Source organism: Streptomyces sp. NPDC042638, from assembly GCF_040647235.1.
In the GTDB taxonomy this organism is placed as follows: domain Bacteria; phylum Actinomycetota; class Actinomycetes; order Streptomycetales; family Streptomycetaceae; genus Streptomyces; species Streptomyces rameus.
The window spans coordinates 13,049-35,208 of record NZ_JBEZBT010000003.1 but is presented as its reverse complement, the minus strand read 5'-3'; the positions used below and the strand labels follow the sequence as shown (position 1 = coordinate 35,208).

The following is a 22,160-nucleotide window of genomic DNA, read 5'->3' as shown; positions in this document are numbered from 1 at the left end:
CAATGGAAGGCATGCCGATATCCGGGACACCCAGCCGCACCCAGCTCGTCGAACACCTGGCGCGAACCCGTATCGCGGGGGACGTCGCCACGCCCCGCGAGAACAACCTCTCCCACTACCGTCAGCTCGCCAACGGTGTCCGCAACTTCTGGCTCGGCCTGGAACTGGGCGACCGCTGGGCGGACGAACAGGACGTGCTCGCGGTGATGGCCGAGCGGGTGGGCGTCAACGACGACCCGGAGTACCGGTACGGGCAGGACACCATCGACCCCGAGCTGACGGTGGACGCGCTGGAGCGGATGGCGGCACGGCTGCGCAAGGCGGCCGAGGGACGCCAGCGGGTGCTGTTCGCGACCGGCCACCCGGGCGGCCTGCTGGACGTGCACCGGGCCACGGCCGCCGCTTTGCGCGCCGCCGGCTGCGACATCGTGGTCATCCCGGAGGGGCTGCAGACGGACGAGGGTTACGTGATGCAGTTCGCGGACGTGGCCGTGCTGGAACACGGGGCGACGCTGTGGCACACCCACTCCGGGGAGCCGATGCGGGCCGTGCTGACCGGACTTGAGCGCGCGGGGCGACCGCTGCCGGACCTGGTGGTCGCCGACCACGGCTGGGCCGGGTACGCGGGACAGCACGGTGTCGACTCCGTCGGGTACGCCGACTGCAACGACCCGGCGCTGTTCCTCGCCGAGGCCGAGGGCACCGTCCAGGTGGTCGTCCCGCTCGACGACCACGTGGTCAGCCCGCGCCACTACGACCCGATGACGGCCTATCTGCTCGCCGCGGCGAACCTCGCCTGACACGGTGACAGGGCCTGACACGGTGACAGGCGTGAGGTGCGACCCCGTCGCCGGGGCCGCACCTCGTGATCAGCTCCTGATCGGTCAGTGGCCGCCTCCTCCGCCGCCGTGACCGCCGCCGCCACCACCACCGTGACCGCCGCCGCCACCACCGTGGTCGCCGCCGCCACCGCCGCCGTGGTCGCCACCGCCGCCGTGGTCGCCACCGCCGCCGTGGTCGCCACCACCGCCGTAGTCGCCGCCACCGCCGTGGTCGCCGTAGTCGCCGCCATGGTCGCCGTAGCCGCCATAGCCGCCGTCGTCATCGTCGTCGCCCCACCAGCTGTGGTCCCCGTGGTCCCTGCTGTAGGAACTGTCGCTGCCGTGGTCCGAGGCGAACGCGCTTCCGGCCGTGCCGAACGCGGCTCCGCCCGCGAGCAGCAGCCCTGAGGCGGACAACGCGACAAGACGCCTGGTGCGCTGTGATCGCATGGGATACCTTCCATCTCCATCGTCTCTCGCGGTTTCCCCGGGAGGAAGGCGCGAGGTGGATGGCCGTCGCCGCGGCTGTTGGGGAAGATGCGGCGCGGTCTCCTACGTCACCGCAGCAAGGATTGAACGAAACGGCGCATTCACCGATACCCTCACAGCCCCCGCGCGCCATCGCGTCGTCGGGTGCTGCGGCCGGGGATCCCCGAGCCTGCGGAATCCCTCGTACGGGGCATGCCGTTCGCTGCGGCTTTCACTCAGAGAGCCTAGTCCCGCTCGCGTCACGCGTCATCTCGAACGCACCCCCGTTCACAGCTGTCTGGGAACCCGGACCACGCCCTCCTGGATGACCGTGATGGCGAGCCGTCCGTCCTGGGTGTAGATGCGCGCCTGACCCAGGCCGCGACCGCCGTGCGCGGACGGCGACTCCTGGTCGTACAGCAGCCATTCGTCGGCGCGGAAGGGCCGGTGGAACCACATCGCGTGGTCCAGGGAGGCGCCCACGACGTCACCGACGGCCCAGCCGCCGCGCCCGTGCGCGAGCAGCACGGAGTCGAGCAGGGTCATGTCGGAGACGTAGGTGGCGAGGACGACGTGCAGCAGGGGTTCGTCTATGGCGCCCTGGAGCTTGCCGTTGGTGCGGAACCACACCTGGGAGTGCGGCTCGCGCGGCTCGCCGTACTGCCCGTACGGCGGCTCGTCCACGTACCTGAGGTCGATCGCCTCGCGGGCCTCCAGGAACCTCTCGACGACCTCGGGGGCGAGGTGGCCGTAGCCGCGCAGCCGCTCCTGGGAGGTGGGCAGGGTCGCCGGGTCGGGCGAGGCGGGCATCGGCTGCTGGTGCTCCAGCCCCTCCTCGTGCGCCTGGAAGGACGCCGAGAGGTGGAAGATCGGCTTGCCGTGCTGGACGGCGACCACCCGGCGGGTGGTGAAGGACCGGCCGTCGCGGATGCGGTCCACGGTGTAGACGATCGGCGCGCCGGGGTCGCCGGGGCGCAGGAAGTACGCGTGCAGCGAGTGGGCGGGCCGGTCCGCGGGGACCGTCCGCCCGGCGGCGACCAGCGCCTGCGCCGCGACCTGCCCGCCGAAGACGCGGGGGACGACGGCGGAGCGGGACCGGCCGCGGAAGATGTTCTCCTCGATCTGCTCCAGGTCGAGCAGATCGAGGAGATCCTGAAGTGCCTGGCTCATGGCTTGTGGTTGTACCGGCCAGTGATTGCGGGGACCTTACAGACCCATGTCCTTGGCGATGATCGTCTTCATGATCTCGCTGGTGCCGCCGTAGATGCGGTTGACCCGGTTGTCCGCGTACAGGCGGGCGATCGGGTACTCGTTCATGTAGCCGTAGCCGCCGTGCAGCTGGAGGCAGCGGTCGATCACGCGGTGGGCGACCTCGGTGCAGAACAGCTTCGCGGAGGCGGCCTCGGCGGGGGTCAGCTCGCCGGCGTCCAGGGCCTCCGTGGCCCGGTCGGCGACCGCCTCGGCGGCGTCCACCTCGGCCTGGCAGGCGGCCAGCTCGAACTTGGTGTTCTGGAAGTGGGCGACCGGCTTGCCGAAGACGGTGCGCTCCTGCACGTACTGCTTGGCGAACCGGACGGCGGCCTTGGCCTGCGCGTAGGCGCCGAAGGCGATGCCCCAGCGCTCGGAGGCCAGGTTGTGGCCGAGGTAGTAGAAGCCCTTGTTCTCCTCGCCGAGCAGGTCCTCGACGGGCACCTTGACGTCGACGAAGGCCAGCTCGGCGGTGTCGGAGGTCTTCAGGCCCAGCTTGTCGAGCTTGCGGCCGACGGAGTAGCCCTCGGACTTGGTGTCCACGGCGAACAGGGAGATGCCGTGGCGGCGGTCCTCGGCGGTGGGCGCGGCGGTGCGGGCGCAGACGATGACCTTGTCGGCGTGCACACCGCCGGTGATGAAGGTCTTGGCGCCGTTGAGGACGTAGTGCGTGCCGTCCTCGGAGAGCTTGGCGGTGGACTTCATGCCCGCGAGGTCGGAACCGGTGCCCGGCTCCGTCATCGCGATGGCCCACATCTCCTCGCCGGTGACGAACTTCGGCAGGTAGCGCTTCTTCTGCTCGTCGGTGGCGAGCATCTTGATGTAGGGCAGCGCGAGCAGCACGTGCACGCCGGAGCCGCCGAACTGGACGCCCGCGCGCGCGGTCTCCTCGTAGAGGACGGCCTCGAACTTGTGGCTGTCCAGGCCGGCGCCGCCGAACTCCTCGGGCACGTTGATGCCGAAGATGCCCAGCTCACCGAGCTTGTAGTAGAAGTCGCGCGGGGCCTGGCCGGCGGCGAACCACTCGTCGTAGACGGGGACGACCTCGGCCTCGATGAAGGCGCGGAGGGTCTCCCGGAACGCCTCGTGATCCTCGTTGAACACCGTACGGCGCACGGCCGCCACCTCCACGTACGTCGACTGTCTAAGCGCTTGCTCAGATCAACGGTACCGGCGAGTAGGGACTGCGTCCAGAGACGGCGGGGGGTAACGCTGGTCACGCCCGCGGCAACCGCCACCCTCTGTCGCGCGTCGCACAGGACATGCGCCCCGAATGGCTTTTCTCGCTCGTCCCACTGACCGCCGGCGCGGGCTTCCTCGGCTTCGGCCTCTCCGGACGCCGCCGGGCGGAAGCCCTGCGCCGCACCGGTGTCACCGCGCGGGGCAGGATCGTCCGCCACGACGTCACGCGAAGCGACGAAGGCGCGACGTACCGCCACCCGGTCGCGACCTGGACGACCCAGGACGGCCGCGAGTGCACGCACGCGTCCCGCTTCGGCCGGGACACCATCGCCCCGCGCTTCGCCGTAGGCGCGTCGGTGGTGATCCGCTACGACCCGGCGAAGCCCCGGCGCTTCCTCATCCAGGACTGGGACACGCCGGCGGTCGACAAGGTGTTCACGGTGCTCGGGACGGTGCTGACGGCGGGCACGGTGGCGGTGGTCCTCGTCCTGCTCGTCACCCTCTGACAGCGATCGGCGCTGGTGGGGGCGACTCCGGGCGGCGGCGGTCTCGTGGTCGAACCCGTTCACGGCCGTGCGGAGCGCCGGCAGGCCGTCGAGGCCCGGCGCGTCCGGATCGGCGCCGTCATGGAGCCACGCCCGTACCGCGCGGGCGTCCCCCGCGGTCACGGCGGTCACCGGCAGTTCGTTCAGGTCGCCCTGTGGTGCGGTCACCGTCCCCCTCGGGGGCCGCCGCGAGGCGTCCCCCTCAGTCGCCCGCCCCTCCCGGCTCCGCCGCCGCGAACGCCCCCCGAGCCATCCGGTGCAGCAGTTCCGCGGTCACCCCCCGGCTCGGCAGCGTGCCCGCGCGGCCCAGGTGCGGCGTGGAGTTGAGCAGGCCGAAGACCGAGTGGACGGCCGAGCGGGCGGCGGGCTCGGTCAGTGCCGGGTACACCTCGCGGACCACCTCCACCCACAGCTCGACGTACTGCCGCTGGAGCTGGCGGACCAGCTTGCGGTCGCTGTCGCGCAGGCGGTCCAGCTCCCGGTCGTGGAGGGTGATCAGGGGGCGGTCGTCCAGGGCGAAGTCGATGTGACCCTCGATGAGGGAGTCCAGGACCGCCGAGGCGCCGGTGGCCCCGTCGGCCTCCGCGAGGCGGCGCCTGGCCCCGGTGAGCAGCTGCCCGCTGATGCCGACCAGCAACTCGGCGAGCATCGCGTCCTTGCCCGGGAAGTGCCGGTACAGGCCGGGGCCGCTGATGCCGACCGCGGCGCCTATCTCGTCCACGCCGACGCCGTGGAAACCGCGCTCGGCGAAGAGCCGGGCGGCCTCCTTCAGGATCTGCTCGCGGCGGGTGGGGGCGTCGGTTCTGCTGGCCATGCCGACAATTCTAGACAGCGAGGTTAGCGGTCGTTAACCTGGAGGCAATGGTTAACGCTCATTAACAGGATCGATGACCGGTGAGGGGAACCGCAGGATGCAGGAGGCACCGGAGCTTCACAGCGCGGCAGACCCCGCGTCGGAGGCCTGGCGGGCCAATGAACAGGCCCATCTCGCACTCGTGGAGGAGCTGCGCGCCAAGCTGGCCGCGGCGGCCCTCGGCGGCGGCGAGAAGGCCCGGGCCCGGCACACGGCGCGCGGCAAGCTGCTGCCCAGGGACAGGGTGGACACCCTGCTCGACCCGGGCTCGCCCTTCCTGGAACTGGCCCCGCTGGCGGCCGACGGGATGTACGACGGGCAGGCCCCGGCCGCCGGGGTGATCGCCGGGATCGGGCGGGTCAGCGGGCGCGAGTGCGTGGTCGTCGCGAACGACGCCACGGTCAAGGGCGGCACGTACTACCCGATGACCGTGAAGAAGCACCTGCGCGCGCAGGAGGTGGCCCTGGAGAACCGGCTGCCCTGCGTCTACCTCGTGGACTCCGGCGGCGCCTTCCTGCCGATGCAGGACGAGGTGTTCCCGGACCGCGAGCACTTCGGGCGGATCTTCTACAACCAGGCCCGGATGTCCGGCGCCGGCATCCCGCAGATCGCCGCCGTGCTCGGCTCGTGCACGGCCGGCGGCGCGTACGTGCCGGCGATGAGCGACGAGGCCGTGATCGTCCGCGGCCAGGGCACGATCTTCCTCGGCGGGCCCCCGCTGGTGAAGGCCGCGACCGGCGAGGTGGTCACCGCCGAGGAGCTGGGCGGCGGCGAGGTCCACTCCCGGATCTCGGGCGTCACCGACCACCTCGCCGAGGACGACGCGCACGCGCTCAGGATCGTCCGGAACATCGTGGCCACGCTCCCGGCGCGGCGGCCGCTGCCCTGGGAGGTACGGGCGTCCGTCGAGCCGAAGGTGGACCCGTACGGGCTCTACGGCGCGGTCCCGGTCGACTCCCGCACCCCCTACGACGTCCGCGAGATCATCGCGCGCGTGGTCGACGGCTCGCGGTTCGCCGAGTTCAAGGCCGAGTTCGGGCAGACCCTGGTCACCGGCTTCGCCCGCGTCCACGGCCACCCGGTCGGGATCGTCGCCAACAACGGCATCCTGTTCTCCGAGTCCGCCCAGAAGGGCGCCCACTTCATCGAGCTGTGCGACCAGCGCGGCATCCCGCTGGTGTTCCTGCAGAACATCTCCGGCTTCATGGTCGGCAAGGACTACGAGGCCGGCGGCATCGCCAAGCACGGCGCCAAGATGGTGACGGCGGTCGCCTGCACGCGCGTGCCGAAGCTGACCGTCGTGGTCGGCGGCTCGTACGGCGCGGGCAACTACTCGATGTGCGGCCGGGCCTACTCGCCCCGCTTCCTGTGGATGTGGCCCAACGCCAAGATCTCCGTGATGGGCGGCGAGCAGGCCGCCTCGGTCCTCGCCACCGTCAAGCGCGACCAGCTCGAAGCCCGCGGGGAGGAGTGGCCCGCGGACGACGAGGACGCCTTCAAGGCACCCATCCGCGCGCAGTACGAGCGCCAGGGCAACGCCTACTACGCCACCGCCCGCCTCTGGGACGACGGCGTGATCGACCCGCTGGAGACCCGCCAGGTGCTGGGCCTCGCCCTGACCGCCTGCGCCAGCGCGCCACTGGGAGAGCCCCAGTTCGGCGTCTTCCGGATGTGAGGAGGGGAACCGTGTTCGACACAGTGCTGGTGGCCAACCGGGGCGAGATCGCCGTCCGCGTGATCCGTACGCTGCGCTCGCTGGGCGTGCGCTCGGTGGCGGTCTTCTCCGACGCCGACGCCGACGCGCGGCACGTCCGGGAGGCCGACACGGCGGTGCGGATCGGCCCGGCGCCGGCCGCCGAGAGCTATCTGTCGGTGGAACGGCTGCTCGACGCCGCCGCCCGCACCGGCGCCCAGGCCGTCCACCCGGGGTACGGCTTCCTCGCCGAGAACGCCGGCTTCGCGCGCGCGTGCGAGGAGGCGGGGCTGGTCTTCATCGGCCCGCCGGCCGACGCCATCGCGCTCATGGGCGACAAGATCCGGGCCAAGGAGACGGTGCAGGCGGCCGGGGTGCCGGTGGTGCCGGGCGGACGGGACCCCGACCTCGCGCGCGCGGCCCGCGAGCTGGGCGCGCCCGTGCTGCTGAAGCCGTCCGCCGGCGGTGGCGGCAAGGGCATGCGGCTGGTGCGGGACATGACGCTGCTGGAGGAGGAGATCGCCGCCGCCCGCCGCGAGGCCCGCGCCTCCTTCGGGGACGACACCCTGCTGGTGGAGCGGTGGGTGGACCGGCCCCGGCACATCGAGATCCAGGTGCTGGCCGACGGTCACGGCAACGTGGTGCACCTCGGGGAGCGCGAGTGCTCGCTCCAGCGGCGCCACCAGAAGATCATCGAGGAGGCGCCGAGCGTGCTCCTCGACGAGGAGACCCGCACCGCGATGGGCGAGGCGGCCGTGCAGGCGGCCCGCTCCTGCGGCTACCGGGGCGCGGGCACGGTGGAGTTCATCGTGCCGGGCACGGACCCGTCCTCGTACTACTTCATGGAGATGAACACCCGTCTGCAGGTGGAGCATCCGGTCACCGAACTCGTCACCGGGCTGGACCTGGTGGAGTGGCAGCTGCGGGTGGCGGCCGGTGAGCGGCTGGGCTTCGGGCAGGAGGACGTCCGGCTGACCGGGCACGCGGTCGAGGCGCGGATCTGCGCGGAGGATCCCGCACGCGGCTTCCTGCCGTCCGGCGGCACGGTGCTGCTGCTGAAGGAGCCGCAGGGCGACGGCGTGCGCACCGACTCCGGGCTCAGCGAGGGCACCGAGGTCGGCAGCCTGTACGACCCGATGCTGTCCAAGGTGATCGCCTACGGCCCCGACCGCGAGACCGCGCTGCGCAGGCTCCGGGGGGCTCTGGCGGAGACGGTCACGCTGGGCGTGCAGACCAACGCGGGCTTCCTGCGGCGGCTGCTGGCGCATCCGGCGGTGGTGGCGGGCGAGCTGGACACCGGGCTGGTGGAGCGGGTGGTGGACGAGCTGGTCTCCACCGACGTCCCCGAGGAGGTGTACGAGGCGGCGGCGGCCGTGCGGCTGGAGGCGCTGCGGCCCCGGGACGAGGGCTGGACCGACCCCTTCTCGGTGCCGAACGGCTGGCGGCTGGGCGGGACCCCGAAGCCGCCCGCCTTCCCCCTGCGGGCGCAGGAGCCGGTGACGTACACCCCGCGTGGCACCGCGACCGTCACCGGCACCGCGGTCCGCGTCACCCTCGACGGCGTCCGGCACACCTTCGACCGGGCCGGTGACTGGCTCGGCCGGGACGGCGACGCCTGGCAGGTGCGCGACCACGACCCGGTGGCCGCCTCCCTCACCCGCTCCGCGCACGCGGGCGCCGACTCGCTCACCGCGCCCATGCCCGGCACGGTGACCGTCGTGAAGGTCGCCGTCGGCGACGAGGTGGCCGCGGGCCAGAGCCTGCTGGTCGTCGAGGCCATGAAGATGGAGCACGTCATCTCCGCCCCGCACGCCGGCACCGTCGCCGAGCTCGACGTGACCCCGGGCGCCACGGTCGCCATGGACCAGGTGCTGGCCGTCATCGCGCCCAAGGAGGAGGCCGAGTGAGCGCCGAAGGACTGCCCATGGTCGTACCGGCCCAGGACCTGCCCGCGCGCGTGCGGATCCACGAGGTCGGCGCGCGCGACGGGCTGCAGAACGAGAAGTCGGCCGTACCGACGCAGATCAAGGCGGAGTTCATCCGCCGGCTGGCCGGCGCGGGGCTGACGACGATCGAGGCGACGAGCTTCGTGCACCCGAAGTGGGTGCCGCAACTCGCTGACGCCGAGGACCTGTTCCCCCTCGTCCGTGACCTGGGCGTCGACCTTCCGGTGCTGGTCCCCAACCAGCGCGGCCTGGACCGTGCGCTGGCCCTCGGCGCCGAGCGCGTCGCCGTCTTCGCCAGCGCCACCGAGTCCTTCGCCAAGGCCAACCTCAACCGCACGCTGGACGAGTCCCTCGCGGTGTTCGAGCCGGTGGTGCGGCACGCCAAGGACGAGGGCGTCCATGTGCGCGGCTATGTGTCGATGTGCTTCGGCGACCCGTGGGAGGGCGCGGTGCCGCTGCACCAGGTGGCCCGCGTCTGCACGGCCCTGCGGGACATGGGCTGCGACGAGCTGAGCCTCGGCGACACGATCGGGGTGGCCACCCCGGGGCACGTCCTCGAACTGCTCTCCGTGCTGAACGAGGCGGGCGTGCCGACGAACGTGATCGGCGTGCACTTCCACGACACCTACGGCCAGGCGCTCGCCAACACCCTGGCGGCCCTCCAGCACGGGGTGACCACGGTGGACGCCTCCGCGGGCGGCCTGGGCGGCTGCCCGTACGCCAAGTCCGCCACCGGCAACCTCGCCACCGAAGACCTCGTGTGGATGCTGCACGGCCTCGGCATCGAGACCGGGGTCGATCTCGGCCGTCTGACCGCCACCAGCGTGTGGATGGCCGCCCATCTGGACCGGCCCAGCCCGTCCCGTACCGTCCGCGCTCTCTCCCACAAGGACCAGTGATCAGCATGGACCACCGTCTCAGCCCCGAGCTGGAGGAACTCCGCCGTACGGTGGAGGACTTCGCGCACGACGTCGTGGCGCCGAAGATCGGCGATTTCTACGAGCGGCACGAGTTCCCGTACGAGATCGTCCGCGAGATGGGCCGCATGGGCCTGTTCGGGCTGCCGTTCCCGGAGGAGTACGGCGGGATGGGCGGTGACTATCTGGCGCTCGGCATCGCCCTGGAGGAGCTGGCCCGGGTGGACTCCTCGGTGGCCATCACCCTGGAGGCGGGCGTCTCGCTGGGCGCGATGCCCCTGCACCTGTTCGGCACGCAGGAGCAGAAGCGCGAGTGGCTCCCCCGGCTCTGCGCCGGCGAGATCCTCGGCGCGTTCGGCCTGACCGAGCCGGACGGCGGCAGCGACGCCGGGGCCACCCGCACCACGGCCCGCCTGGACCCGGACACGGACGAATGGGTGATCAACGGCACGAAGTGCTTCATCACCAACTCGGGCACGGACATCACGGGCCTGGTCACGGTCACCGCTGTCACCGGCCGCAAGCCGGACGGCCGCCCGGAGATCTCGGCGATCATCGTCCCGTCCGGCACACCGGGCTTCACGGTGGCGGCGCCCTACTCGAAGGTGGGCTGGAACGCCTCCGACACCCGCGAACTCTCCTTCCAGGACGTCCGCGTGCCCGCCGCCAACCTGCTCGGCGAAGAGGGCCGCGGGTACGCCCAGTTCCTGCGCATCCTGGACGAGGGCCGGATCGCGATCGCGGCGCTCGGGACGGGCCTGGCCCAGGGCTGCGTGGACGAGTCGGTGAAGTACGCCAAGGAACGTCAGGCCTTCGGCCGCCCGATCGGCGCCAACCAGGCCATCCAGTTCAAGATCGCCGACATGGAGATGAAGGCACACACGGCCCGCCTGGCCTGGCGCGACGCGGCCTCGCGCCTGGTGGCGGGCGAGCCGTTCAAGAAGGAGGCGGCGCTGGCCAAGCTCTACTCCTCCACGGTCGCCGTCGACAACGCCCGCGAGGCCACCCAGATCCACGGCGGCTACGGCTTCATGAACGAGTACCCGGTGGCCCGCATGTGGCGCGACTCCAAGATCCTGGAGATCGGCGAGGGCACGAGCGAGGTCCAGCGGCTGCTGATCGCCCGGGAGCTGGGGCTGGCGGGCTGAGGGCGACGGCCGACGGCCCGGACACCCGCGAAGGGGCGTCCGGGCCGTCGGCGTGCCCGGGGCTCACCGGGTCAGGGACCGTGCGGTCGCCGGGGTCACTTGCGCCGGGTGAAGCGGACGTCGAGGCCGCAGGGGGTGTCGGGGTCGTCGGTGGCGCACAGGGTCCTGCCGTCGTCGACGACCGCGAGGAGCAGGCCACACTGCCAGAACTTCCGCTCGAAGCCGAGACCGATCCATGAACCGGACTTCGTCGTCTTCGAGACCTGGGTGCCGGAGTCGCCGTCCGTGAAGAAGCCCCAGCTGCCCTTGGAAGGACCGCCCGGGCACTTGCTGTCCGCGAGCTTTCCGGAGTCGAGACCGGACGACGTGAACGTCCGGTCGGACGAGAAGGACAGCGCCTCGCCGTCGGCCCCCTGCCACCGGCCGACGATCCGGTCCAGCGGTACCGTCGCGGTCTCCTCGGACGCACACGCGGCGAGGAGCAGGAGCGGTACGGCGAGGACGGCGGCGCGGCGCGGACGGGTCAGCATTCTGAGCACGTTTTTCATCCTAGAGGTGGGGCGGGACCCGGGGGGCCGGGGTCCGTCGGGACCCCGGCCCCCCGGGTCACCGGGGTGCGCCGGTCATTCGAGCCAGTCGGAATAGTTGACGCAACTGTTGAGCGGCCACTTCTCCTCCCAGGAGAAGTCCTCCTTCACCGCGGCGCCGAAGGTGTCGGTGAACGCGGGGTTCCAGGACCGGGGGATGACGTGGGTCGCCGACCGCCAGTCGGATGTGTTGTTCACATGGAAACTCAGCGTGACGGACTTGTCCTTCTTGTTGATCGACTTGATCTGGGCGGATCCGCTGTAGGAGCCGAGGAAGGCGTCCGCCTGGTTCTCCGTCCCCAGACCGCCGTTGGTCAGCACGCCGAGGACGTCGTTCGCCGCTCCGCGCATCGAGTTGAAGTGGTACCAGGGGCTGCCCGGATCAGGGCCCTTGTCCTGGTACACCAGCGGCGCGGCCTCCTTGGCGAAGGGAGCCTTCATCCCCTTGTCCCGGGCCTGTCCCACGAGCTTCGCCCGCAGGTCGGAGACCGTCGGGTCGACCGCCAGGATCGCCGTGAAGGCGTCGCCGCCGCGGAAGTCCTGGTGGTCGCTGAGCGGGTAGCCGCCGCCCCACAGCCAGCCGAGGAACAGCGAGCGCGAGTGCTCCCACTGGTTGGCGGCCTTCGGATCCGAGACGATGCCCCAGTCGGGGATGCCGGCGAAGAGGTCGACGGGCTTGCCGATCGGATTGAACGGCAGGTCCCACGACTTGGTGAAGTAGTTGTACGTCGCTCCCGGCTGCCAGCGCTGACCGCTGCCGACCCAGCCGCTGGAGCCGGTCGGCGCGGTGCCGTAGCCGCCTCCGCCCCCGGAACCGATCGTGTCGATCACGGCGCCGAGCACACCGAGCACACCGCCGAGGACGCCGCCGAGCGCGGCGCCGACGGCCCCGAGGATGCCGCCGAGGCCGTCCGAGGTGCCGCTCGGGTCGGAGTTGGTCACCGGAGTGTTGCTGGCGTAGGCGTACCCGTTAAGCGTCTGCGGCTTGTCCGGTTCCAGCAGCGGGTCGACGCTGAGGAACCGGCCGGTGGCCGGGTCGTACTGCCGGGCGCCGAGCTGGGTGAGCCCGGTCGTCGTGTCCGCGGGTTTGCCGAGGAAGCCCTTGTCGTCGGGCCAGCTGCCGGACGCCGTGCCGCGCGGTGCGCCGAAGGGCGCCGTGTAGCGCTTGACATAGGCCAGCGTGTCCGAGGCGATCGCGAGGCTCGACGTGCCGTGGTTGTCGCCGGCGAGGAAGCAGAGCTTCGTGCCGGTCTGCCCCGGGGTCGAGGTGCGGACACCGATGACGGTCTCGCCCGCCTTGTAGCTGCGGGCGCCGGACAGCGCCTTGGTGGCGCCGTTGCCGCTGACCTTGAGCCGGACCTCGGTCGTGCCGAGGTAGAGGACGGTCTCGCCGTCCGTGGTGGTGGGCCGCCGGACGAGCAGCTCCCCGCCGGCGTCGTACAGGTAGCCGGTGCCGGTCGCGGGCTTGCCGCCGGCGGCGGGCTCGCTCGCGGATGCCACGGCGCCCTCGGCGTTCCAGACCAGGGTCTGGGTGCCCTGCGTACCGGGCCTCGTCTCGGTGTTGCCGGTGTTGTCGTAGGTGTACGGCACCGTCTTCGAGCCGCTCACCGTCGAGGAGAGGGCGTGCGGCTGTCCCTTGGCCGTGCCGTACTTGTAGTCGGTGGTGACGTCACCCGAGGCACTGTGCTCCACCTGCTGGGAGCGCAGTCCGGAGTCGTTGTACTGGTAGCTCGTCCAGTACGGGGCGGCCCCGCCGAGGTTGGCCGTGCTGCGGCCGGAGGCGGCGCAGTCGGCGGTCTTCGGCGTCCATGCCTCGCTCAGCCGGCGGTAGCCGTCGTAGGCGAAGCACTGGTAGTCCTCCTTGCCCGCCCCGCCCAGCGTGGTGCCGTCGAACACGGACGTGACGTTGCCCGCGTCGTCCTGGCCGTACTTCAGCTCCTGGAGCATGAAGCCGTGCACGTCGTCGGTGACGTAGGACCGGGTCAGACGGCGGGTGCCGGCCTCGTAGTCGTTGTTGAGATAGACCTTCTTCGCGTTGGTGGGGTCGGTGGCCAGCGTCAGCTGGCGCGCGTCACCGAGCGGCGAGTAGGCGACCCCCTGGAGGTAGCCCGTGGTGCCCTTGGCGGTCTGTACCTGGCCGAGGGCGTCGTAGGTGTACGACACGGTCTCGGCGGGCAGCCCGGCCACGGCGGGCGCGGCGGCCTGCTTCACGGTGCCGTCGAGGTTGTAGCCGGTGGAGAAGGAAAGGGTGCTGGGCACACCCGCGGCGACCAGCGGGTCACCGGAGGGCAGGACCAGCTTGTTCCCGGTCACCTTGTAGAGGGCGTCGAAGGCCGTGACCTGCTGGGTGTACGCCTTGCCGGCGACTCCGCCGTCGTAGCGCACGGCCGTGTCCTGCTGGCCCTTGGCGAGCTGGTCGAAGGTCCAGGCCGCCAGCTTGTTGCCGTCGGTCTTGGACGTCTGCCACATGCCGGTCTTGCGGCCGAGGACGTCGTACTCGAACAGCAGCGACTTGCCGCGGCTGTCGGTGGACTTCACCGCCTGGTCCAGCTCGTCGTACTCGGTGACGGTCTCGCCCTTGTCGGGGTCGGTGACCGACACCTGCCGGCCGAAGAGGTCGTACTTGTACGTCCACGCGGATTTGTCCTGCGCGGTGATCGTCTTCTGCCGGTCCGCGCCGTCGTAGCCGTAGAGCGTGGTCATGAAGTCGGTACCGGTCGGCTTGGGTCCGGCGTAGTCGCGGCGCTCGACGGTCTTGCCGAGCGCGTTGGTGACGACGGCACCGGCCGAGCCGCCCGCCGGGGCGCTGGTGAGGACCGTGTCGCCCAGGTAGGTGGTGTCGACCGACCACTTGGCGACCCCGTAGGTCCTGGTGGTCGCCTTGACCGCGCGCCCCATGCCGTCGTAGACCGTGTCGGTCTGCTTGGGCGCCTGGCCGCCGTCGATCTGGACCAGTGTGCCGGAGGGGGCGGACTTGTCGTCCCAGATGTCCGACTGGGCGGTCACGGCCAGGCCGCGTCCGTCGTACAGGGTCTGGGCGATGATCCGGCCGCCCACGCCGGACGGCGCCTGCACCTGGCGGGTGCGCAGCAGGGAGTCGTAGATCTCGTAGGTGGTGTTGTAGCCGGAGCCGTCGCCCTTGATCGAGGCGCTGGACACCCAGGGCAGCGAGGTCGACTTGACGCTGTAGCCGTAGACGTAGTTGGCGGACTTGTTCAGGGCCCGGGAGCGGTTGGGCAGCCACACGCCGGTGACCCGGCCCAGGCTGTCGTACTCCGTCTCGGTGACCTTGCCGTTGGCGTCGGTGACCTTCAGGTCCGCGCCGGTGGCGAAGTCCTTGGCGGTGACCGTCTGGAACTTCTTGGCGTTGCCGACCGTCGTCCTGGTCAGCGGGCCGGCGGCCGGCGGGTCGTAGGCCGTGGTGGAGACGGTCACGTCGTCGGCGTTCTTGACCAGGGTGGGCCGGCCGAGCGTGTCGTACTCGGTGACGGCCGTCTGCTGCCACTGCGGCTGGTCGTCGCTGCCGTATCCCTGGGCGCGTCCGGCCCAGCGGGCGTCGCCCTTGGTGGGCTTCTGGCCGGCCGACCAGGTGAGGGAGTCGTACGCGGTGGCCGTGTCGGACACCACGTCACCGGGGCGGGTGTGGTCGGCGGGCAGGTCCAGCGCCGAGTCGGCGACCGAGCACGCCTTGGCCACGATGCGGGTCCGCGCCACCAGCGAGGTCAGGCCGGTGTCGTCGTTGCGGGCGTACCAGGTGCGAGTGCACTTCTCGTCGCCGGTCACGGAGTCGTCGCCGCGGTCCTCGACGGTGACGGGCATGCCGTGGTCGTCGTACGTGGTGGCCGTGGTGCGCACCCGGTCGTACGGCGTCAGCTTGCTGGTGATGCGGTTGCGGGCGTGGGACGCGGCGACGCGCAGGTAGTACGCCTCGGTGTCGGCGTACGACTTGTGCTGCGTGGCCGTGCGCTTGGACCAGGGGTCGTTGACGGTGCCGGACACCTCGTCGGCGCCGTCGTAGGAGACGGTCTCCCGGGTGAAGCCGGCGTACTGGTCGGAGTCGGTGATCTCGGCCGCCTTGACGCCGGTGACCGTGACGGTCTTGCGCTTGTCCGGGTCGACGGTCTTGCCGTCGGAGCCGAGCACGCGGTCGCCGTCCATGCCCCGCAGGAACACCGACACCGTCTTGGACTGGACGCCGTCGGACGGGCCGGTGAGGTGGGTGACCCGGCTGAAGCCGCGCCACTGGGACCAGGTGCGCTCCTTGGCGGGGGTCAGCGGGTCGTCGTTGTAGTGCCAGGCGCCGCCGCCGGAGTACTGGTAGGTGTGCTGCACGGCCTCGGAGCCGCCGAGCGGGTCCGTGGTGCGCACCGCGCTGACGGGGTACTTCTGGAACCAGTCGAGGATCGGGGTCTGCTCGCCGTTGGGCGACCAGTAGACCGGGTAGCAGCGCTTGGTGTTCTCGTCGGGCTGCGGCATGGTCTGTCCGGCCACGCAGTCGGCCGGCATGTAGTCGACGATCGTCTGCGCGCCGGTCTCGGACACGATCGTCTTCAGCCGCGGCCGTTCGAAGGACAGGATGTCGTCGCTCGGGCTGTCCACCCGGTTGGGCAGGAAGACGTGCGAGAACTTGACCGGGTCGAGGGCGATGTCGGTGCCGTGCTTGCCGGTGTGCCTGATCTCGTCCAGCCACAGCGACTGGTCGGTGGAGTCACCCGTGTCGCCCGGGTCCAGGTAGAGCTGCTTGAGTGCCCAGCTGTCCACGGGCGCGAAGGCGGGGGTGGCCGCCGCCGCGTCCCAGGCGTAGGTGCTGACACCGGTGAGCCGCTTGCGGGTGAAGAACGTCGGGCTGTCCAGGTACGGGCACTTGTCGCCGTCCTTGCAGATCCGGTCGAACGGCACGTCGGGCCAGTTGTCCCGGGTGTCCTCGGTCAGCGAGTCGCAGCCCGTGCCGGAGGCGACGCAGCGCTCGGCGTAGGAGAGGACGACCTTGTGCGAGGCGGCGGGCGCGGCGGAGAACAGGGCACCGGCGCGCTGGCCGTAGCGGATCTCCTTCAGGTAGCCGCCACGGGTGTACTGGGTACCGGTGTTGTCGTCGCCGAGCTTGTCGTAGTTGTTGGTCTCGTCCTCGTACCAGTACGACATGGCGTTGCCGTGGGTGTCCTCGACGTAGTCGAGGTTCCAGCGCCAGGCCTGCTTCTTGTCGCGGCCCGAGAACGACGTGCCGTCGGAGTAGCCCGGTTCGCCCTCGTCGTCACCGAACACGGGGACGGTCCAGACCGACTTGGTGCGGTCGTCGGTGCCCGCGCCGTCGAGCTTGTCCAGGCCGAAGACGTACTTCGTGCCGTCTCCGGTGACGACGGTCCAGTACTCGCCGTCGTCGTCGCCGTTGGAGGCGCCGGTGGAGTGCGTGACCTTCGAGGCGTCGTCGTTCTTCAGCCGCCACTCGCCGGTCGTGTCGTCCTTGACCAGCTCGGTGGCCTTGCCGTTCAGCACCAGCGAGGCGTTGTCGTACTTCCAGCACAGGTCGTACTTGCCGTCCTGGCCGTCGTCGTCGCAGGAGCCGTACTTGCGCTCGACGTACGACGAGGTGATGTCGAAGCCCTCGCCGACCTCGGTGCCCTGGTTGTTCGTGGTCGCGGTACGGCCGTCCACGCTGCCGGAGTCGTAGGAGATCTCCAGCTGCGGGGTCGGGCCGGCGGCGGCCTGAGGCGCCTTCAGCGGGTAGCTCCAGGTGAAGGTGCCGGAGCTGTTGCCGGCCTCCCAGGTGGAGGACGCGGACAGCGGGGTCGCCTTGTAGTCGCCGTCGGCGGAGGCGCTGCCGGCGGCCACGGCCAGCATCATCGTCTGCCCGGCGGCCAGGGCGGCCGGCGCGGACCCGGTGGACTTCGCGGCGGGCTTGGCGGAGGCACCCGCGGTGAACGCCAGGTCCGCGGTGAGGCGTTCCTTGTCGCGCGCGTTGACGGAGCGGACGGGCGTCGCGGAGCGGCACTTGCCCGCCTTCACCGAGGCCGGATCGGCGGCACAGTCGGGCAGGCGGAGCACCGAGAGCCGGCCGGCCCAGTCGCCGCCGTAGGCGGAGGCGAAGTCCGAGTAGTCGATGCCGAGTCTCGCCCGGCCACCACCCCGGGGACCGGTCACCTTGAGCACGACGCCCTTGACGCCGAGAGCCCTGGCGGTCTTCTGGTCCAGCACCTCGACGGAGACGGAGGCGGCGCGCGGCTTGCCGTGGCCGGCGGGCGGGGTCAGGGTGACGGGCAGTCCGCCGGCTTCGGCGTTCGCGGCGCCGGAGGCGGGCAGCGTCAGCCGCGTGGTGCCGTGGGCGGGCCAGGAGGTCTCGCGGGCCCGGTCCTTTGCGGCGCGTGCGGCGGCCTTGCGGTCCGCCTCCGCGGCGGACTTCACGGTCGCCGCGGACCTGGCGTCGTTCCTGGCCTTGAACCGCACCACGTTCTGGGCGTGCGGCGCCGACAGCTCGGGGCGGCCCAGCGGGTCACGGTCGGCGGCCATCGCCGCGGCGGGCGCGAGCAGACCGGGCAGCATGCTCAGGCTGACGATCGCGCTGACGCGGCGCAGCCAGGGCACCCGGGCGGCCCCGGTGTGATCCGGTGCGGGACGCACCGGTGGTCGATATGGCATGGAATTCCTCGTCTGAGAAGGTCACATGGGATGGCAGAGCGGGGCCCCGGCGTGACGGTGTGCGCAGGGCCCGCGTGGAATCGGGACGCTCGTCGGCGCGCGGACGCGTCCGGCCGGCCCGGGCGGAGGTTCTCCGTCCGGGCCGGCCGGTGACGGGTCAGCCGTCGAGGACTCGCGAGCGGATCTGGTCGGCGGTCATCGCGCCGGTCCACACCCGCAGGGTCTCCAGCGCGCCGGGCAGGTAGTGCCCGGTGGAGCCGCCCTGGCTGCCGCGGCCCACGGAGAGCGAGCCGGAGCCGTACTGCGGGGCGGTGAAGCCGGCCGCGCCTTCGGAGGGCTGGTCGAACTCGCCGACGTACAGGTGGAGCTTGCCGTAGCGGGTCTCCGTCTTGGCGGCGTCGTTCGGGTCGGTCCACTCCCAGGGCTCCTGGGCGTCGAAGACGCCGGTGACCTGGACCCAGGTGTCGGTCTCGGCGACGTCACCCGCGGGCACCTCGGCGCTCTGGACGACCTTCCCGTCCGTGCCGACGGCGGTGCGGCTGAACTTCCACTGGTAGACGCCGTCGGCGGGCTTGACCACCCACAGCGCCCAGGAGGACTCGCCCGCGCTCGCCTGCTGCGCGGCGACCTGAGCCTGGTAGCCGACCGGCTTGCCGGCCAGCTTGGCGGCGTCGATCCTGACCCGGGCGGAGACGGTGAAGGAACCGCTCTCGTCCACGACCGGCCCGGTCATGGACGCGTAGCCGGCGGTGCCGTCCAGGACCAGGGCGTTGTTCTCGCCGTCCAGGGTGGCACCGGCGCCCGAGAGCGTCATGTTCGCGACGCCGTAGGAGGAGATCTCCTTCACCTGGGTCCCGGTGGAGGACCCCGCGTCCCAGCCGGCGACGAGTTCGTTGGCGGGAACGCCGTCCTCCAGCAGCTCCGCCTGCTGGGCGATCTCGTCCGGGGTCAGCACCCGCTGCCAGACGTTGACCTCGTCGATGCGGCCGCGGAAGTACTCGCCCCACGTGCCGCCGACCAGCGAACGGCCGATCTGGAGACCGCCGGTGGCGACCCAGGGCTGGTAGGCGGTCGACAGGGTGTTGAGCACCACCGGCTTGCCCTGCGGGCGGCCGTTGACGAAGAGCTGGATGGTGTCGTTGGTCTTGTCGGTGTCGTTCTTGGTGTCGAAGACCGCGGACAGGTGCGTCCACACCTTCAGCGGCGGGTTGGTGGCGTCGCCGAGCGAGCGCAGGTAGACGGGGCTGTCCTTGACGTCACCCGCTGTCCGGTTGAACACCCACTTCTTGTAGCTCGCCGAGTAGTACAGGGTGAACGCGGATCCGTAGGTGCCCGGGGCGGTCATCACCACCCGGGTCTGTGAGGCGTCCGTGAGGTAGACCCAGCTGGAGACGGTGAAGGAGTCCTTCGTGTTCACCGCCGGTGCGGCGGTGGCCGCGTAGCCCTGCTGCTTGGCCGGGTCGGTGCTGTCCAGCCACAGGGAGGAGTCGGCGTCGCCGCGGCGGGCCAGCGAGGACCAGCCGGCGCCGGCGGTGTAGAGGGTGGCGTCGTGCCGGGTGCCCTCGGTCGCGGTGTCCTTGGCGAGGGTCGCGGTGGAGCCGGCCTGGGCGTCGTCGAAGTGCCAGGTGCCGGTCGGCCCGGCCGCCGGGGCGACCTTGAAGGTGAACTCGGCCGGTGTGCCCCAGCGGTTGCGCACGTCCTTGGCCTCGACCGACAGCACCTGCGTGCCCGACAGCGACGGTGTCACGTTGCCGACGGTGACCTTGGACCCGGTGACCTCCTTGGTGTCCTTGGCCGACGTGGTCAGCAGCCGCCAGCGGTAGCCGCTGATGTCCTTGTCCGCGGCGTTGGGGGCGAAGGTGAAGCTGCCCGGTACGCCCGGACCGCCCTTGCCGTCGCAGAGGTTGGCCGTGCACTGGGTGTACGGGGTGCCCGTGGTGACGGTGGGGGCCTTCGGCGCCGTCGAGTCGATCTTGAAGTAGCACCAGGAGGAGTACGACGAGAACAGGTCACCGGACTTGCCGCCGTAGGACCAGTGCGACTGGGTGCGCGAGCGCAGCCGGTACAGGCCGCCGTCGGCCCGGTCAGAGGTGCGCAGCTTCTCCAGGGTCTCGTCCGGGTCCCAGCCGCTGTCCGGGCGGTACCCCGTCCAGACCTGGTGCCAGGCCGAGTCGTCCCCGCGTTCCACGACGAACTCCGCCTGGAGCGAGCCCTCCTCGTCGCCGAGGTGCGCCTCGACCTGGGTCTGCACCCGGGCCTGGACCATCGGGTCGACCCGCGTGACGATCAGCGGGTCGGAGGAGGACGTCTTGCAGTACGCGGTCGTGCCGTCGCCCGGGATCACTCCGACGCTGCTGGGCACGCCCGGCTTGAAGGCGTAGTTGACCTTGAGTTCGGCGTTGTCGTCGAACCGCTTCCACGCCTCGGGGTCCGACTCGTCCTTCGCCCGCAGCATCAGCGTCAGCCGCGAGATCTTGCCGTCGGCGAAACTGCGCACCGTGGAGGCGAGGTTCTCGTCGGGCTCGTCCGGGTTGTCGTTGAACTCGATCCACTCGTCGGGCTGGTCGGGGCTGCACTGCGTGCCCCGGCCCGCCGAGACCAGCCGGTCGCCCATCTGGTCCAGCTGCGACGGCCCCGGCCACCGGGTGCCCTCGGAGATGTTGTCCGTGCGCTCCAGGTCGACCCACTTGGGGTCACAGCTGAAGGACCACGTCTCGTGGGCACGGAAGGTGGCGTCCAGGATGTACTTGCCGGCCAGCTTCGAGGGCGAGAACTCGAAGTACATGCGGTTGGTGTAGTTGCTGCCGCAGTAGTACGGGCCCGACACGCTGCACCGGCCGACGCCGTAGTCACCGTCGAACTGCCAGAACTTGTCGCCGTCCGAGGACAGCACGGTCCGCTCCGACACCCCCAGTCCGACCGAGGGGTCGATCCGCACCGGGTACACGGTGTCGTCGCCCCGCAGCAGGCCCAGGTCGGGCTTGACGCTGACCGAGTCACCGGTGACCTTCACCGGCATCACCGCGCTGGCGTCGCCGGCACGCGGCTGGGTGCCCTCCTCGACCGGGTCGGGGACCGTCTGTGCGGCGGTGTCACCGGCCGTCGCGGCCTTCGTGGCGTCCGCGCCGGCCACGGCGACCCGCGCCAGCTGCGTGTGCGCACCGGCGGCGGTGTCCTCGGCCTGGCCCGCGGAGTCCCACATCTGGCCGGCCGGTCCCTTGAAGACGGTGTTGCCGTCCGCGTCGACCGCCCGCAGACCGCCGCCGGCCCCCGGCGCCAGTTCCAGGTCGGTCGTCGAGGCCGACAGCCGGATCTGTTCCAGCGCGGGGTTCGCCGCCGCCTGCGCGGACTTGACGACGAGTACCTCCCGGTAGCCCTCCGCCGTGGCCGTCAGCTCCAGGTCGACACCGTTGAGCACCTCCGGGTACACGGCCTTCGCGCCCTCCAGGCGCGGATCGGGCAGCTTGCCCGGCCAGTTCAGCCGCAGCGAGCCCCGCTCGTCGCCCAGGCGGACCATGCTCTCGTCGCCGCCCCCGGAGAAGGAGAGGTCCACCACGGCGGACCTCGGCCCCACCGTGCCGTCCGAGTGCCGCACCAGCGTCGTGTCCACCGGGTCCCACGAGCCGTCGTCGTCGTGCACCCGCTGCGGCACCGCCGACTGCGTCAGCGTGAACGTACCGTCCGCGTTCGCCATCGTCGTCGAGTACTCGGTCCGCTCGGCGGTGACCTCGACCTGCTTACCGGTGGCGGCCGCGCGTGCGGCGGCGGTGCGGTGGTCGATTCCGGCCGAGCCGGTAGTGCCGCCGGGGCCGGTGAGCGCCGCGGCGCTCGCTGTGAACGGCGCCAGGGACGCGAGCAGGGCCATCGAGGTGACACCCGTCGTCAGGGCGAGCACGGCTCGACTGCGTCTTCGCCGCGCTGCTCCCTCACCTATGTGCAACCGCATTTCGCGTGTCTCCCCCACATTCTCATGTGATCTTCATAAAGGCCGGAACATTCAACACCGGTGTGATCACGAAGAACAAGGGGTTGCGATCACAGTCGCAATCAGTACAGGGGGCGACGACTTGGGGCTCGACCCGGCCCCTGGACAGCTGGTGAGGTTAGGCTAACCTGACC

At 71.3% G+C, this 22,160-nt stretch carries 13 protein-coding genes; 7 read left to right on the top strand and 6 right to left on the bottom strand.

The window, feature by feature from the left end; genetic code table 11:
• Positions 1 to 11 precede the first annotated feature (11 nt).
• Together AB0B40_RS03325 and AB0B40_RS03320 are read left to right on the top strand one after the other, a co-directional pair.
• Positions 12 to 800, top strand: a complete 789-nt coding sequence (locus tag AB0B40_RS03325; RefSeq protein WP_362262501.1) for a phosphatase — start codon at positions 12 to 14, stop codon at positions 798 to 800.
• A gap of 87 nt (positions 801 to 887) precedes the next feature.
• Positions 888 to 1,229, top strand: coding sequence for a hypothetical protein (locus AB0B40_RS03320; RefSeq protein WP_362262498.1), 342 nt, complete (start codon positions 888 to 890; stop codon positions 1,227 to 1,229).
• Positions 1,230 to 1,577: 348 nt separating this feature from the next.
• On the opposite strand, the gene AB0B40_RS03315 is transcribed toward AB0B40_RS03320, so the two are convergent.
• Both AB0B40_RS03315 and AB0B40_RS03310 read right to left on the bottom strand, forming a co-directional pair.
• Positions 1,578 to 2,459, bottom strand: a complete 882-nt coding sequence (locus AB0B40_RS03315) for an acyl-CoA thioesterase II (RefSeq protein WP_345047575.1) — start codon at positions 2,457 to 2,459, stop codon at positions 1,578 to 1,580.
• Positions 2,460 to 2,495: 36 nt separating this feature from the next.
• Positions 2,496 to 3,653: an acyl-CoA dehydrogenase family protein gene (locus AB0B40_RS03310; RefSeq protein WP_228622002.1), complete on the bottom strand. Its 1,158-nt coding sequence runs from the start codon at positions 3,651 to 3,653 to the stop codon at positions 2,496 to 2,498.
• Between the two features lie 146 nt (positions 3,654 to 3,799).
• On the opposite strand from AB0B40_RS03310, the gene AB0B40_RS03305 reads away from it, so the two are divergent.
• Positions 3,800 to 4,225 (top strand): DUF3592 domain-containing protein, encoded by a 426-nt coding sequence (locus AB0B40_RS03305; protein ID WP_345047574.1) that lies wholly within the window; start codon positions 3,800 to 3,802, stop codon positions 4,223 to 4,225.
• 241 nt (positions 4,226 to 4,466) lie between these two features.
• Here the strand turns inward: AB0B40_RS03305 and AB0B40_RS03300 are convergent, their stop codons facing one another.
• The gene (locus tag AB0B40_RS03300) at positions 4,467 to 5,078 is read right to left on the bottom strand and encodes a TetR/AcrR family transcriptional regulator (RefSeq protein ID WP_345047572.1); all 612 of its coding nucleotides are present in this window, start codon (positions 5,076 to 5,078) and stop codon (positions 4,467 to 4,469) included.
• 97 nt (positions 5,079 to 5,175) lie between these two features.
• Between AB0B40_RS03300 and AB0B40_RS03295 the strand changes: the two genes are divergently transcribed.
• The 4 genes from AB0B40_RS03295 to AB0B40_RS03280 are packed head-to-tail and all read left to right on the top strand — an operon-like array spanning position 5,176 to position 10,821.
• Positions 5,176 to 6,792 (top strand): carboxyl transferase domain-containing protein, encoded by a 1,617-nt coding sequence (locus AB0B40_RS03295; RefSeq protein WP_345047571.1) that lies wholly within the window; start codon positions 5,176 to 5,178, stop codon positions 6,790 to 6,792.
• An 11-nt stretch (positions 6,793 to 6,803) separates the two neighbouring features.
• Positions 6,804 to 8,717 carry an acetyl/propionyl/methylcrotonyl-CoA carboxylase subunit alpha gene (locus AB0B40_RS03290; protein WP_362262493.1) on the top strand — a complete coding sequence of 638 codons (1,914 nt, stop codon included), beginning with the start codon at positions 6,804 to 6,806 and terminating at the stop codon, positions 8,715 to 8,717.
• The gene (locus AB0B40_RS03285) at positions 8,714 to 9,655 is read left to right on the top strand and encodes a hydroxymethylglutaryl-CoA lyase (RefSeq protein ID WP_345047569.1); all 942 of its coding nucleotides are present in this window, start codon (positions 8,714 to 8,716) and stop codon (positions 9,653 to 9,655) included. The genes AB0B40_RS03290 and AB0B40_RS03285 overlap by 4 nt, the downstream gene beginning before the upstream one ends.
• Positions 9,656 to 9,660: 5 nt before the next feature.
• Entirely contained in the window at positions 9,661 to 10,821 is a 1,161-nt protein-coding gene (locus AB0B40_RS03280) for an acyl-CoA dehydrogenase family protein (RefSeq protein ID WP_362262490.1), read from the top strand.
• A gap of 95 nt (positions 10,822 to 10,916) precedes the next feature.
• On the opposite strand, the gene AB0B40_RS03275 is transcribed toward AB0B40_RS03280, so the two are convergent.
• The 3 genes from AB0B40_RS03275 to AB0B40_RS03265 form a co-directional block, all read right to left on the bottom strand.
• Entirely contained in the window at positions 10,917 to 11,351 is a 435-nt protein-coding gene (locus tag AB0B40_RS03275; protein ID WP_362262778.1) for a hypothetical protein, read from the bottom strand.
• 93 nt (positions 11,352 to 11,444) lie between these two features.
• On the bottom strand, positions 11,445 to 18,041 hold the full coding sequence (locus tag AB0B40_RS03270; protein WP_362262487.1) for an RHS repeat-associated core domain-containing protein: 6,597 nt from the start codon (positions 18,039 to 18,041) through the stop codon (positions 11,445 to 11,447).
• 157 nt (positions 18,042 to 18,198) lie between these two features.
• On the bottom strand, positions 18,199 to 21,906 hold the full coding sequence (locus tag AB0B40_RS03265; protein ID WP_362262775.1) for a LamG domain-containing protein: 3,708 nt from the start codon (positions 21,904 to 21,906) through the stop codon (positions 18,199 to 18,201).
• Between the last annotated feature and the right edge of the window lie 254 nt (positions 21,907 to 22,160).